Raw genomic sequence first — 14,337 nt, 5'->3', positions numbered from 1 at the left:
TTTGTTTAAAAGGACGAGTGAATTAATCACTCATCATTTTGCGTATTGTTAATTGTCGGGCTACAAGGTAGCAATAAATTATCGAGTACTTCTCTATTGTTTAATTCCGCAGGGAAAGTGATTTCGCACGACATATTTTTCCCCCACGTTATATTCATGGTTGCTGAAGGATGAACACCACTGATATAAGTGTTACCTGCATCTCCTACAATTGCGACATTTTGCTTTTTATGATTAGTTACCTGAGCACCTAATGGTGGGTGAGTACCATCATTTAACGTTATTATGGTCATTACTTTTTGACCTGAAATTACCGAGAATGGACGGTAACCAACCGCACCTTCCGTTAATGTTGCTTGAACAACTGACTGTTGCGCATCAATATCATCCGGTAATTTATTTAAATCTATTTGCGCTTTGCTACGATAGTAACTACTAATATCCGAGATCACTGCTTTCCCAAATCGATTCGATGTTACTGGAGAGCCAACACCTCTAATTGGTATGTTTGGAACCCCATCTGTATCAAGCAGTAAACGAGCACCACCTAAATTACTTACGCGGTGAGCGGCTGCGCCTTCCGTTGTTAACGTAAAACCACCGGAAGAGGATAAGCCAAACGCACTGTATTGGTTATTGGTGTGGCTTGCATTTGCTGACCAACGTGCAATATCCCCTTGATGAGAAACAAAGGCGCTCGCTGAACCGCCTTTGCGATTTGCACCTGCACTTATTTGATAGTTTGTTCTATCGTCTAATCGGTCATAATATGAAACTCGATTTACGGTATCATAACGGTTTGTATTCATTGAATAGCCAACGTTAGCACCATTACTTAATGGGAAAGACAATGACACATAAGCGCTGTCATCTTTAACGCCATTATAAAAATTACGATTTGCCGATAAACTAACACTCACATTTTTTATTGAACCAATATCCATATATTTCGACAGCATTAAGCTGTAGTAGTCATTATCCGGCCTATCCCAATAAGTCTGATGGTTATAATTTAAATATAGTGATAGTCCTAAATCTTGGAAATTCTTATTCATTGAGATGGTATAGAGCTCTTTACTGCCGTAATAACGTTCACCTGTTTTTTTAGCGTTAAGAAAGTCACTCATGCTCATATAATTTCGTTCAGAAAAGCGATAACCTGCAAATTGTATTTGGCTATCGAACTCTTCAAATCGCTTAGAATAGTTAATTCGATATGAGCCACCACTTAATGTACTTTCACCAGGTAAACGGGCAATAGATTGTGTGACATCAAATGAAATTGCACCAAAAGCGAGTAAATCACGACCAAGCCCAATGGATAATGCATGATAGTTTTGACTATTTAAGCTGCCACCAATTAAAGACCAGCCGTTGTTAACACCCCAAGAAAATTCCCCAGCGATGAAATTCTCGCCTTCACTCTGGCGGTCTATATTTGTTGGTTGACCTAAAGCAAATTTATACTGAATCTGTCCCGGCCTTGTTAAATAAGGTAAGTTGGCGGTATCAACTTGAAATTCTTGGACGGAGCCATCTTGTTCTTTAACAGTAACATCCAGAGTTCCACTAATCGCATCACTTAAATCTTGAATACGAAAAGGACCAGGTGCAACTTGCGTCTCATAGAGTACACGCCCTTGTTGCTTCACGATAACGGTAGCGTTAGTTTTTGCGATCCCTGTAATTTCGGGAGCATAGCCTCGTAAATTTGGCGGCATCATGCTCAATTCTGATTGAATACTGGCACCGATAAAGCGGAATCCATCAAAAATATTTGAGGTTAAATAATCCTCACCCAGCACTAATTTTGCTTTTAATGTTGATAAGGCTCGATAGGCATAGAAACGGTTCCAAGTGAAGTCAGTTTGACTACTACCTTGGGTGCCTGTTGTATGGCTATAATGGCTTTGCCAATCAGCCCTAAACCGCCAAGCGCCTAAGTTTATACCGGCTACCCCATTACTATTTAATGAAGATGAATCGGGTCCATCATTGTAGGAATGAGTGGTATTGGCATTGATATTATAATCAATGAGCAATGCTGAAATACCATTATCCCAACGAGAGGGTGGATCCCAATTGGGTGATGTATATTCCATATAAGCTTGAGGAATATTGATATAGAGTGACGAGGTGGCTAAATCACCTCTTATTAATAATCCGGGTAAGCTTTCTTGATTAAGACACTGGCCTTCATGCCACCATGTTAGTTTATTTAATGACTCTGAAGTTAGCCCAAGTTTATTGACCAGTTCTGGTGACAAACAAGCTTCGCTACCTTCTGGATCATTTTTTGGGGTGTAATAAGGCACCTTAATTTCAGATATTTGTTCGCTATTAACTTTGAGCGTAAAGTTATAGATACCTGGCATAACATAGCCAGCACGAGAGAACTGGTTTAAGTCAATGTTATTTTTGTCTTCTAAATCTAAAACGTCAGTATTAAATTCAATATGATCAGTCGCACTGGCAGCAGGTAAAATACCGCTGAGTGTTAATCCAATGATAATACTCAACCATTTTAGTTGCGGGGTATAAATAGATAACGAAGACATAAAAAACATCCCTAAAAGCAATTAATTATTATTAGTAGTAATCAAGTTTGAAACGAATTGATGTTTGATATTTGCCTACACGCAATGGTGTTCTATCTGAAACAAGCCTTAACTGGTAACCTAAAATATGTTTTCCAGTTTGAATATTTTGTTGGGCAAGTTTTTTCCCTGGCAAAATAGCTATTCCATTTGTATCGGCTAATGAAAGTGCGACACCGCGTGCTGTTCCTGATGTAGCGAACCAATCTCCATTAGCTAAACCATCAAAAGATATTTCAAATGTTTTCCAAGGTTCACCGGTATAAGAGGTTAATTTGCAACCAATTAAAGTAATAAAAAAAGGTTGTTCCTGTCCTTGGCCTTGATTTCGTAATAATGAAATAGGTAAAGTACCCATATCAATAGATTGCTCATAAGATCCTGTATCAATAGCACACGCAGTATCCATAATGCTACCTTGCATGGTTAAATACATTGAATCTTTTGAATAAATATATTGAGAGTAGGGCACTAATAAAAAAAGTAATAAAAGAAAGTTAATTCCTTTTTTATTTATTTTCATATTGTGGCCATCATAATATGCACTGCAAGTATTATTAACTTGCAGTGCAATAGCATATTATTAATATTTATTAGTTATAAGCTAATGTAAAGTTAGTTACTGCTTGGAATTTACCTGGAGTTACAGGAATAGTTTTGTCGTTAGCATCAAGCAATTCAAGACCAATTAATGATGCTTGGAATTTTAATGTATTATTTCCTTCAACATAATTTTGTTTAGCCGCAGAGTTAACTTTAATTTGAGAACCAGATGCATTCATGATTTTTACAGCTGCGCCGGCGGCATCACCGGTGATTTGTAGAAAACCAGTACTTGTTCCAGCTTCAGTTCCTTTAAAAGTTACAGAGACTTGGTTATCACCTTTTAAATTACAACCTTCTAATTTAATTTGGAAAGGTTGAGCTGATGATTCGCCACCATTATCTAAAGTTGTATTAGATACTTGGCCTAATTCAACTTCTTGATTTTCTTCACCTGGTGCGATAGAACATGGTGCTTCAATAATTGAACCAGAGAATGTCACTGTACCACTACCCGCGTCTACTGCTAAAGCTGATGCACTCATTACACCTGAAACTAAAGTTGCTAAAATAATCTTTTTCATACATTCCTCATTGAGTTAATTTTGGTTGCTATATTTATAGCGATGCAAATATGCCAATTAAATTAATTTATTTAATCGGTTGGTTTTATTTTATTAATGGTTGGTTTTAATAAAAGTAAATTGAATCTAATAAAGATATTTTTTCTTTCAAAACTAATGCGTCATTTGAATTACTACTTCTGATTTCAGTCATCAATAATCTTAATAATTTTTCAAAAGACACATCAAGAATTGTTAATATACTAAATAATGTATCTATACTTAACCTATTAACACCTCTTTCATAACGTGACATTTGCTGCTGTGAAATATTCAGTTGTTTGGCTAATTTAAACCCTGAAATACCTCTCTCTTTTCTTAGCTTTTTTATTACTAATCCGCAATAAAAAGAAAATAGATTATTCTGGGTGTTATCCCCAATCATTTTTATATTCCTATAAATAGTAAGATTTATATAACTAAAAATTTTATATATAAATTTAATAATATTTTTTGTTTCTGAGTTTACCTGCTCAACTGCCGACAATTATAAAGAGTGAAAATTTAAAATCAAATAGCGAGAATTACTGATTTAGAGAGTATTCACTATTTTTACAATGTTTACACATGATGATTAATTCAATGAAATCATGTTGATAACTAAAATTGAGAATTATCTAAAAATTTAGACCACTCAATAATAGATGTATGGCTGTAGTTTTTAAAACTTGATTCGCATCAAAAAACAATTTTTTTAACTTTAATTAATAAATTGTAATATTTTCATTCAAGTTGTAACAAAATCCAGTACTAAAACGATGTGTTTTACTCTTGTGTGGTGTTTTTTTCGAGGGTGAATGATCTTTGCTAAGTATAAATCATTATAAATCAATTGCATAATTTGCACTCTTATTTGGAGTTACTTCTATACAAAACAAGTTGAAAATGATGATTTGGTAATTTATATCAATAAATATGCGATGACAAATTCATCTTTATTTTAATTTAAAGGAAAATAAGACGTAATATATAAGAGTATTTGAGAAAAAATAATCTGTATTGAATATCTAAATATGATTGGTTGCTGATGAGAAGTTGAAATCAATCTATGGTTTATCTGCCCACATTAAAACGACATCTCTATATTGTTGTTAAGCGGTGATGTCGTTTAATGAATAGGCTTGTGATTTATATTTACAAGTCCTTCTAAGTAAGCAAAAATTTTATAGCCTATATTTCTTAAATGGCAAAAACAGTACTATCCTTTTGAAAAATATAAGAAATTTACACTTTTGATATATGGGTAATAGCTTACACACTATTATATGGTTAATTATATTAATTAGACATTATTTTAGTTTGCTTTTTGAATGGTAAATATTTTTTCTATTTATATCATATGAATTGGTTTATAAATAAAACATTGATTAATTATCATTTAATAATAATTCAATGTAAATAATATGTTTATTTTACAGTTAGTTACCTTTAAATATTTCTAATAAGGAATGAGTTGATACATATCAAATAACGATAACAAATGCTTGCCTACTATCTAATGACTATAAAAAATTAATAACATGATTTTTATAATAATTAAAAGGTGAGCAATGTAATGATAAACAACATCAAAAAACAACAGTTTAGCCGGCGGCAGTTTATACAAACCTCGGCGTCAGTGGCAACCACAGCGGCTATTGCGAGTTCGATTACACTTCCATTTACGGCTCAAGCAGCTTCAGAGCCAAAGATTCAACCTGATGAAATAAATGAAACGATCAAATACAGCGCCTGCTTAGTGAACTGCGGAAGTCGTTGTCCTTTAAAGGTTCATGTGAAAAATGATGTGATTACTCGTATTTCAAATGAAACTATGTATGACGATTCTCAGTTTGGATTACACCAAATACGTCCTTGTTTACGTGGACGTTCTGTTCGTTGGAATACTTATAACCCCGATAGAATAAAATATCCTTTATTACGTACAGGTCAACGAGGCGATGGCCAGTTCAAACGTATCAGTTGGGATGAAGCTACCTCAATTGTTGCAGAAAAACTGAGGACAACTATTGATAAATACGGTAATGAAGCGATTTATTATCAATATGGCTCAGGATCGACTGGTGCAAATTTGCAGGGGCGAAATGCTTGCAAGCGGCTATTAAGTCAATTGGGTGGGTTTCTTGATCAACATGGCACTTATTCAACCGCACAGATTAATGGTGTGATCCCTTATGTTTATGGAAAACTCGATGATTCCTTGTTATCTGAAATAGCAAACAGCGATTTAGTGGTTATGTTTGGCCATAATATTGCCGAAACTCGCATGTCTGGCGGAGGGCAATTTTATGAAACTTTGCAAGCGCTAGAAAAAAGTAAAGCCAGAGTTATTATTATTGATCCACGTCGAACAGATAGTGTCACAACCTTAGGTGCAGAATGGATACCTATTTATCCGGGAACTGATGGTGCACTGGTTGCCGCAATTATTCATACTTTAATTAAAGAACAACTCACTGATGAGGCATTTCTCGCTCAATATTGTGTGGGTTGGGATAATCAAACTTTACCTGAGTCTGCACCTGAGAACAGTGCATATAAAGATTATATTTTAGGTAATGGCGAAGATGGCATTGAAAAAACGCCCGAGTGGGCAAGCCAAATTACCGGTATTTCACCGACACGTATTATTCAATTAGCCCGTGAGCTAGGTAATGCCAAAGCGGCTTGGATCTCACAAGGTTGGGGTTTACAAAGAACGGCTTCAGGTGAACAAGCTGCAAGAGCAGTGATGATGCTGCCAATTGTAACAGGCCATATTGGTCGTGCAGGCACAAATGCTGGAGGATGGGGGGAAACGTTGCCTATTCGGTTCCTGGGTTTGCAATCCCAAATCCGGTGAAAACAAAAATTCCGTGTTTTATGTGGACGGATGCTATTTGGCGTGGCACTGAGATGACGGCGACGAACTCAACCGTTATTGGTAAAGATAAACTTGAAACGAATGTGAAATTTCTATGGCACTACGCAAGTAATGTCACCGGAAATCAACATTCTGATTTGAATAAAACGCACGATATTTTAACTGATGAATCTTTATGTGAGTTTATTCTTATTTGGGATAACCATATGACACCATCGACAAAATATGCGGATTTGATTTTGCCTGATGTCACGAGTGTCGAATCTAATGACTTAATCAATAATTCTTATGCAAGTGGTGCATACCATTATGCTATTCGATTGCAAAATGCCATTACACCATTATGGGAATGTCGTCAGTCGTATGATGTCCTTGCTGACATTGCCGAAAAACTAGGTATCAAAGCGCAATTCACCGAAGGTCGTACCCATGAGCAGTGGATTGAATACTGCTATAACCAAATGCGTGAAAAAAATCCTCATTTACCGACGTTTGAAGAAACCAATAATATGGGAATTGTCGATCGTAAATTGGCAAATAGTAGTGATTACATCGCCTTGAAATCATTCCGTGATTCCCCAGAGACTCAGCCATTATCGACACCATCCGGTAAGATTGAAATTTATTCTGAAAGATTGGCGAAGATAGCAAAGGAGTGGGAGTATCCGACAGATCAGCGTATTCCTGCGGTTCCAGAATATTGCGCCAATACTGAAGGCGTTGAAAATAAAGAGGCTAAACAGAAATATCCGCTCCAAATGACGGGATATCACGATAAAGGACATGTTCACTCTTCTTATTATAACGTTGCCATGTTACGTGAAGCTATTCCGCATCAGTACTGGATTAACCCAATAGATGCTCAAGCTAGAGATATTCAAGATGGTGACATGACCGAAATTTTTAATGACCGAGGCCGTATCCATATTAAAGCAAGAGTTACTGCTCGTGTATTGCCTGGTGTGATTGCCGTACCGCAAGGTGCTTGGCGTGAGACAAATGATGAAGGAATTGATGTGGGGGGATGTATTAATACATTAACCACTCAACAGCCTTCTACATTAGTGAAAGGCAACCCTCAACATACCAATCTTGTTGACGTGAAACGTGCATAAGGAGTGACTCATGAAACAATATGGTTTTTATTTCGACTCAACTAAATGCACGGGTTGTAAAACATGTCAGGTGAGTTGTAAGGACGAAAAAGATCTTGAATTAGGTCCGAAATTTCGGCGTGTTTATGAATTTGGTGGTGGTAGTTGGCAGCAACAAGATGGAATTTGGCAGCAAAATATCTACAACTATTATCTTTCTATTTCATGTAATCATTGCTCTAGCCCAACCTGTGTTGAAGGTTGCCCAACCGGCGCGATGCATAAGCGTGAAGAAGATGGGCTGGTTGTCGTCGATCAATCTATCTGCGTAGGTTGTCGCTATTGTGAATTACGCTGTCCATATGGGGCGCCTCAGTATGATGAAAAGAAAAAACTGATGAGCAAATGCGATGGTTGCTATGAGCGAGTGGCAAAGGGAATGAAGCCTGTTTGTGTTGAGTCTTGTCCACAACGTGCCTTAGATTTCGATGATATTACCGTACTACGTGAGCGCCATGGCAATATTAGTAGTGTTGCACCGATGCCAGACTCAAGTTTGACACAGCCTAATATTGTGATTAAACCACATAAAGATGCCAAACCTTATGGCGATAAGAGTGGCAAATTACAAAACCCTGCGGAGGTATAAGATGCACGAGCTCCCTCTTGTTTTTTTTACGGTATTAGGTCAGTCCGCAGCGGGTTTGTACTTACTATCTTATCTAAGTAAAAAAATGGGTAACATCGATGATAAGCAATTATGTAATGCTAATATTTTAGCATTTATCGTGGTGATTATTGGTTTAGTGATTGGTGGATTGCATGTAGGGCAACCTTTGCGATTCTTTAACATGCTATTGGGTGTTGGCCGTTCACCAATGAGTAATGAAGCCTTCTTAAGTGGTGTATTTGTTGCTTTTGGGGTCGCCACATTGCTGTTTACGCTATTAGTTAAAAATAAGTTGTTACGTGAGCTTAGTAATCTCGGTGCGGTTATTTTTGGTCTGGCATTCACTTGGTCGATTCCTCAAGTGTATAACATACCTACAGTCGCAAATTGGTTCACAAGTTTTACAACGTTGCAAATGTGGATGACTTTTCTTGTTGGTGGTGGTGCGTTAGCTGTATTCATTGGGGCTCGCCAATTAGGGACTCTTGCGTTTACCGTTGGAGCGCTAGCGATATTCGTGAGTCGAGCAGGTTATCAAGCCTTCTTAGGCGAAACAGGGCCATTGTTGAGTGCTGAACAATCCAGTTTTTGGGGATTTCAGCTTGTGGTTCTAGCACTCGCTTTGTTTGCTTTTGCGGCGATGGTATTCAAAGAAAGAGCACCAAAAGCGACTTTGGCAACCTGTGCCGGCGCTGTGTTATTGGCGGAATTAGCTGGTCGTGTTGCTTTTTATAATTTATGGCAAATCACGATGTAATTTTTTAGTTTGTATTGATAAGTGCCCCATAATTATATTGATTATGGGGCATTTTTTATTCGTGAGGTGATAAAGTATTTGATCATCGATATCATGATTAAAATCTATATGTTTTGTATATCCTGATGTTAATGTTATTTGATGTAAATTAAACGTTCATACTGGAAAGATATTTTGCTTGACTTAAGTCAATAAAATTAAATGGTACTATATAAATATTTAATCTCATTAAACTATTAGCAGTGGTTTGATTTTTTTAATGTTAGAGCAATTTAAAGGTTAAGGTGATTGCATTTATGTTGGAGTCGTTTATCTATTAATCTAATTGAGTTTCAATACACTTATGGTAATGGGATTGGAAAATCCTTTTACTTTAATTATCTAGTTAAGAATATTCTTGATAATTTTATAGTTGATGATTTTTTTAAATATTTTATTTTCTATTTATTTAAAATGCTGAACAGATAATTACGATTTTTTACATTTTGATACAAGATGAAATGACATTTAAAATGGTTAATCATTATTTTTCGTTTTTTTTAAAACCGCTTAAATTTTTTGTAGTTACTTTGTTTTTAATGATTTATTTGTATTGATTTTTATTTAAATTAATTTTATTAAATTTTAGCTCAGGTTTTATTTTAAATTAAATCATCTTATTGTTAATGTATCATGTTGAATGAACTCATAAATTTTATTTTAAAGCATAATGATTTCTGTGGTTAATTATCATTTGAAACTTAATCTTAAATACATACAAATTATACGTGTAACAGTTTATTAATGGTGAAATATCGTGAAATGATTTATTTTATTTTTTAAGATATATCCCATTAATATTGTTTTAGAATTAAATCTCATATAGATAATTATACTTACCTTCCATTTTAATATTCATAAAGTGCATTTTTTTCACTAAAACAAACGCGTTTTATGAGTATAAAAAACTTTATTAATAATTATTTTGTATATTTTATTTTCTTTTGCTAATTATTTATCATTTTATATTGCACTAATCTTTAAATTATCCCAACACGGAGTAAATATTATTGAGTAATAATTGGTTAGTTTATAAATATCACTAACTTACAATTTTAAAGTTGTGGAATTTGCATAATTTGACATAAACATACTGAAATATAATAATGGCAACGCATTGAAGGAGTATTTAATTTATCGACTTATAGATGGATTCTAATAATTCGATTAATTATTTTCTTCAATTCTAATGAGTCAATTAACCAATTTATAGTTTAAGAAGAAATTAAAATAATCAAATTAATAATAACTTGTTATTTTAATTTGTGTCGTCTTTTTATTTAATGGAAATGTATAAAATGAAACTGAATAAACTCGCTTTAGTATTAGGTTTTGGTCTGGCTGTTGCTGCAGGATCTGCTGCTGCAAACCAAGGTGGCGGTGTAGTAACTTTTAACGGTTCAATCATCGATGCGCCATGTTCTATTCCACCAACATCTGAGAAACAAACTGTTGAAATTGGTGCAATCGCTACTGCGGAACTTAATGGTGGTGGTCGCAGTACTCCTCGTAACTTCAATATCGAACTGGAAGGCTGTGATATTTCTACGCTGAAAACAGTTCAAGCAACCTTTACAGGTGCTCCAAGCTCATTTTCTACTGGTGCACTAGCAATCAATGGTACTGCGAAAAACGCAGCTATCGTTATTACTGATGCTGGTGGTACGCAAATCAAACTTGGTGATAAATCTGCAGAGCAAACATTAACAGCTGGTGGCAACCTGTTACGTTTCTCAGCTTACCTGCAAGGTGACGCGGCAAATGCAGCAGTCCCTGGTAAATTTGAAGCTATCGCAACATTTGCTTTGAACTACCAATAGTTGGTATGGCCCGTACAAGGATGTATGGGCTTAAACCTCAATGAGTATCAATCAGTCATTATGTTGAAACGGAGTAGCTATGAATCACTTTGGCAGGATTGTCATTGTGCTTTCAGGAATGATGTTTGCCTCAGTTGTTTGTGCACAAGGTCAAATGTCTCGAGCACAGCAGCCGCAAGGGTATGTCACTTTAGGTGGCTCTATCATTGAAACACCTTGTGCGATTGATGCAGGTAGCCGTGACCAATCAGTTAGCCTAACAACAGTACCTGTTAGTCAGATAATACATGATAGGGAAAGCCCTGAAAGTCACTTTTCTATACGCCTAATAAACTGTGTTCTAACGCCAGTAACGCCTGGAAAACCCAATTGGCAAGCCTTTAGTATTACGTTTGATGGCCCTGCTGATAGAGAGCAATTCAATGTATTCGGACATGCTAATGGGTTAGCAATGAAAATCACTGACTCTGATGGAAATGCAGCAATACCGGGACAGCCTATGGCATCTAGGCCAATAACGACTGGCGATATGATCTTAAATTATGGTGTTCGCGTAGTTTCAAACAGAAAACATTTAAAGCCAGGTAATTATCAAGCCACTGTTCGCTTTAAATTGGATTACTACTGAGTTAACACTAAGGGATTATTATGGCTCTGTTATCTAAAAGTAAAAATAAAGTATCTCCTAACTCAGTAAATAAATTTTTAACGCCTGTTGCAATGATGGTTTTATTTGCAATTTCTCACGTTAATTTGGCTATTGCGAATCAAGGTGTTGAGTTTAATACCGATATTTTGGATCTTCAAGATCGTCAAAATATATCTTTAAGTGAATTCTCGCGTGCGGGTTATATCATGCCGCGCACTTATCCATTCTATATCAGCTTAAATGGTAACGTGCTTTCGACTATTTATGATATCGAATATATGGCTGTTAATGGTGATGACACCGTTACTGTACCTTGCTTGACTCCAGAGCTTATTGAACATATTGCACTACGTAGTGAATGGCAAAGAAAGGTCAATTACACCAATGATGGCCAATGTTTAAACGTTGAATCGATCCCCGGTATGACGGTGAGTGGTTCACTTGCAAAAGAAACAATTGCAATTACGGTACCACAAGCTTATTTAGAATATACCGCGGCGAACTGGGATCCCCCATCGCGTTGGGAAGATGGCGTTGCAGGATTATTCTTTGACTATAACGTTAATGCTAACGTATTTAACCCAACAGAGGCGCCAAATTCGCAACAAGTATCAGGTAACGGCGTCACCGGTTTCAACTTAGGTGCATGGCGTGCCCGTGCAAATTGGCAATCAAACTATAGTCATACTAATGGCAAATCGACCCAACGTAATTGGGATTGGAGCCAATATTACGCCTATCGTGCAATTAAATCGCTGAATGCCCAGCTCACCATGGGTGAACAATATTTGCGTTCAGGTATTTTTGATTCATTTCGTTATTTAGGGGCGAGTTTAGTCTCTGATGACCGCATGCTTCCTCCAAATCTTCGTGGCTATGCGCCTGAAGTTACGGGTGTTGCGAAAACAAATGCGAAGGTCACAATTACTCAACAAGGTCGAGTACTCTATGAGACTCAAGTTGCGCCGGGACCTTTCCGTATTCAAGATTTAAGTGATGCAGTGAATGGTAAGCTCGATGTCAGAGTCGAAGAGCAAGATGGTTCTGTACAAGAATTTCAAATGAATACCGCATCAATTCCTTATTTAACTCGTCCTGGAAGTTTGCTGTTTAAATTTGCAGGCGGTCGCCCAAGTAACATGGATCATAAAACTGAGGGACAAGGATTCGGACTTGGTGAATTCTCTTGGGGGATATCTAACGGTTGGTCACTCTTTGGTGGTCTGCTAGGTGCGGGTGATTATAACGCAGTATCAATGGGTATTGGACGAGATCTTCTCGCATTTGGTGCGATTTCCTTTGATGTCACAGAATCTCGGGCCAAATTACGTGTCGATGACAAAATTTATACAGGCGGTTCATACCGTTTAAGTTATTCCAAACGTTTTGAAGATTATGACAGCCAAATAACCTTCGCAGGTTACCGATTCTCTGAGCGTAACTATATGACAATGAGTCAATATCTTGACCGTCGTTTTAGAGCAACTGCGCTAGAAAATAGTAAAGAGCTGTACACCATCACATTTAATAAATATTTCTCTGAAATCGATTTAACAACCTATTTGAATTATAGCCACGAAACTTATTGGAGTCGGCCAAATACCAAACGTTATAACGTCTCTATTGCGAGATATTTTGATATTGGTCGCTTCAAAAACATCAGCTTAAGTTTAACTGCGTTTCGAAATAAATTTGAAGATAGTCGAAATGACGATGGCATATATATGAATATTTCGATGCCATGGGCTGATATGGCGACAGTTAGCTATAACAATATGGTGACGAGAGATGGTAACTCGCATTCAGTTAACTATTACGACCGTATTGATGATCGAAGCAATTATCGGGTGGGTACAGGGCTGAGTTCTCGAGGGAAAGGGACGGTCGATGGTTATTACACTCATTATGCTGATGCTGCTACGGTGACAGCAAGCACTAGTTATATAAATGGTGAAACCACCTCTGCTGCATTATCACTGCAAGGTGGTATGACAGCGACAGGTTATGGTGCTGCATTGCATAGAATTAACACCCCGGGCGCTAGTCGGATCATGGTTGATACTGACGGTGTAAGAGGTGTGCCGATTAAAGGCTTTGGTGCAAATACTAATACCAACATCTTTGGTAAAGCTGTCGTTGCTGATGTGAATGATTACTACCGTACAAGCGCTGCAATAGATATCAACCAGCTTCCTGATAACGTTGAAACCGTGCGTTCAATTCATCAAGTGACACTGACTGAAGGTGCAATTGCCTATCGCGAATTTGATGTTTTAGCGGGACTAAAAACTATGGTGAGACTCGCGCTTGTTGATGGCAGCCATCCTCCATTTGGTGCAACGGTTAGGAATAAAAAAGATAGAGAACTCGGGATCGTTAATGATAACGGCTCAGTGTACTTATCTGGAATTCAGCCAAATGAAATATTAGATGTTCATTGGGATGGTATTTCGCAGTGCCAAATACAAGTGCCTGAAAATATTGAAAATGTTGAATTCAATTCATTGTTATTGCCATGTTCAGGAAATCCAAGTGTGACAAATACCTCTGTGAGTCAGCCGGTTCCTATCAAGCAAGGGGTATCTCCTAAACAGCGCTGGTTATTGAAACCGCCAGATATTAATCACAGCACAGATAATGCTGAGTTATCCGAATTATTAGATTTTTAACGAGTTGGTATCT

The 14,337-nt window shown here is 36.8% G+C and carries 9 protein-coding genes and 1 pseudogene; 6 read left to right on the top strand and 4 right to left on the bottom strand.

The annotated features are described in order from the left end of the window. Positions 1–26: 26 nt before the first annotated feature. From DD649_RS04315 to DD649_RS04300, 4 genes are all read right to left on the bottom strand, one after another. Positions 27–2,558, bottom strand: coding sequence for an outer membrane usher protein (locus DD649_RS04315; RefSeq protein WP_336429237.1), 2,532 nt, complete (start codon positions 2,556–2,558; stop codon positions 27–29). Positions 2,559–2,589: 31 nt separating this feature from the next. Further along, a complete protein-coding gene (locus DD649_RS04310) occupies positions 2,590–3,021 on the bottom strand; it encodes a fimbrial protein (protein WP_336429428.1) in 432 nt (143 codons plus the stop codon). A gap of 169 nt (positions 3,022–3,190) precedes the next feature. Continuing rightward, complete coding sequence (locus DD649_RS04305; protein WP_294103986.1) at positions 3,191–3,724, bottom strand: fimbrial protein; 534 nt, start codon at positions 3,722–3,724, stop codon at positions 3,191–3,193. 106 nt (positions 3,725–3,830) lie between these two features. Further along, positions 3,831–4,148 carry a helix-turn-helix transcriptional regulator gene (locus tag DD649_RS04300; protein WP_294103980.1) on the bottom strand — a complete coding sequence of 106 codons (318 nt, stop codon included), beginning with the start codon at positions 4,146–4,148 and terminating at the stop codon, positions 3,831–3,833. 1,170 nt (positions 4,149–5,318) lie between these two features. Here DD649_RS04300 and DD649_RS04295 point away from each other — a divergent pair. The 6 genes and pseudogenes from DD649_RS04295 (at position 5,319) to DD649_RS04270 (ending at position 14,324) form a co-directional block, all read left to right on the top strand. Then, positions 5,319–7,741 (top strand): annotated as a pseudogene (locus DD649_RS04295) (DMSO/selenate family reductase complex A subunit). A gap of 10 nt (positions 7,742–7,751) precedes the next feature. Further along, on the top strand, positions 7,752–8,369 hold the full coding sequence (locus DD649_RS04290) for a DMSO/selenate family reductase complex B subunit (protein ID WP_294103978.1): 618 nt from the start codon (positions 7,752–7,754) through the stop codon (positions 8,367–8,369). 1 nt (position 8,370) lies between these two features. Next, positions 8,371–9,147 (top strand): DmsC/YnfH family molybdoenzyme membrane anchor subunit, encoded by a 777-nt coding sequence (locus tag DD649_RS04285; protein WP_294103976.1) that lies wholly within the window; start codon positions 8,371–8,373, stop codon positions 9,145–9,147. Between the two features lie 1,337 nt (positions 9,148–10,484). After that, positions 10,485–11,006: a fimbrial protein gene (locus DD649_RS04280; RefSeq protein ID WP_294103974.1), complete on the top strand. Its 522-nt coding sequence runs from the start codon at positions 10,485–10,487 to the stop codon at positions 11,004–11,006. Positions 11,007–11,085: 79 nt separating this feature from the next. Beyond that, positions 11,086–11,634 carry a fimbrial protein gene (locus DD649_RS04275; protein WP_336429231.1) on the top strand — a complete coding sequence of 183 codons (549 nt, stop codon included), beginning with the start codon at positions 11,086–11,088 and terminating at the stop codon, positions 11,632–11,634. A gap of 20 nt (positions 11,635–11,654) precedes the next feature. Next, positions 11,655–14,324, top strand: a complete 2,670-nt coding sequence (locus DD649_RS04270; protein ID WP_294103970.1) for an outer membrane usher protein — start codon at positions 11,655–11,657, stop codon at positions 14,322–14,324. Positions 14,325–14,337 lie beyond the last annotated feature (13 nt).

Origin of the sequence: Providencia sp., assembly GCF_003533305.1 — a bacterium.
Taxonomy (GTDB): Bacteria; Pseudomonadota; Gammaproteobacteria; order Enterobacterales; family Enterobacteriaceae; genus Providencia.
The sequence above is the reverse complement of the archived record's forward strand: the minus strand, read 5'-3'. Positions and strand labels throughout refer to the sequence as shown.

Excerpts from the sequence above, each read along its gene's own strand:
- DD649_RS04315 (WP_336429237.1), bottom strand. The coding sequence starts at position 2,558 with ATGTCTTCGTTATCTATTTATACCCCGCAACTAAAATGGTTGAGTATT.
- DD649_RS04310 (WP_336429428.1), bottom strand. The coding sequence starts at position 3,021 with ATGCAAGGTAGCATTATGGATACTGCGTGTGCTATTGATACAGGATCT.
- DD649_RS04305 (WP_294103986.1), bottom strand. The coding sequence starts at position 3,724 with ATGAAAAAGATTATTTTAGCAACTTTAGTTTCAGGTGTAATGAGTGCA.
- DD649_RS04300 (WP_294103980.1), bottom strand. The coding sequence starts at position 4,148 with ATGATTGGGGATAACACCCAGAATAATCTATTTTCTTTTTATTGCGGA.
- DD649_RS04290 (WP_294103978.1), top strand. The coding sequence starts at position 7,752 with ATGAAACAATATGGTTTTTATTTCGACTCAACTAAATGCACGGGTTGT.
- DD649_RS04285 (WP_294103976.1), top strand. The coding sequence starts at position 8,371 with ATGCACGAGCTCCCTCTTGTTTTTTTTACGGTATTAGGTCAGTCCGCA.
- DD649_RS04280 (WP_294103974.1), top strand. The coding sequence starts at position 10,485 with ATGAAACTGAATAAACTCGCTTTAGTATTAGGTTTTGGTCTGGCTGTT.
- DD649_RS04275 (WP_336429231.1), top strand. The coding sequence starts at position 11,086 with ATGAATCACTTTGGCAGGATTGTCATTGTGCTTTCAGGAATGATGTTT.
- DD649_RS04270 (WP_294103970.1), top strand. The coding sequence starts at position 11,655 with ATGGCTCTGTTATCTAAAAGTAAAAATAAAGTATCTCCTAACTCAGTA.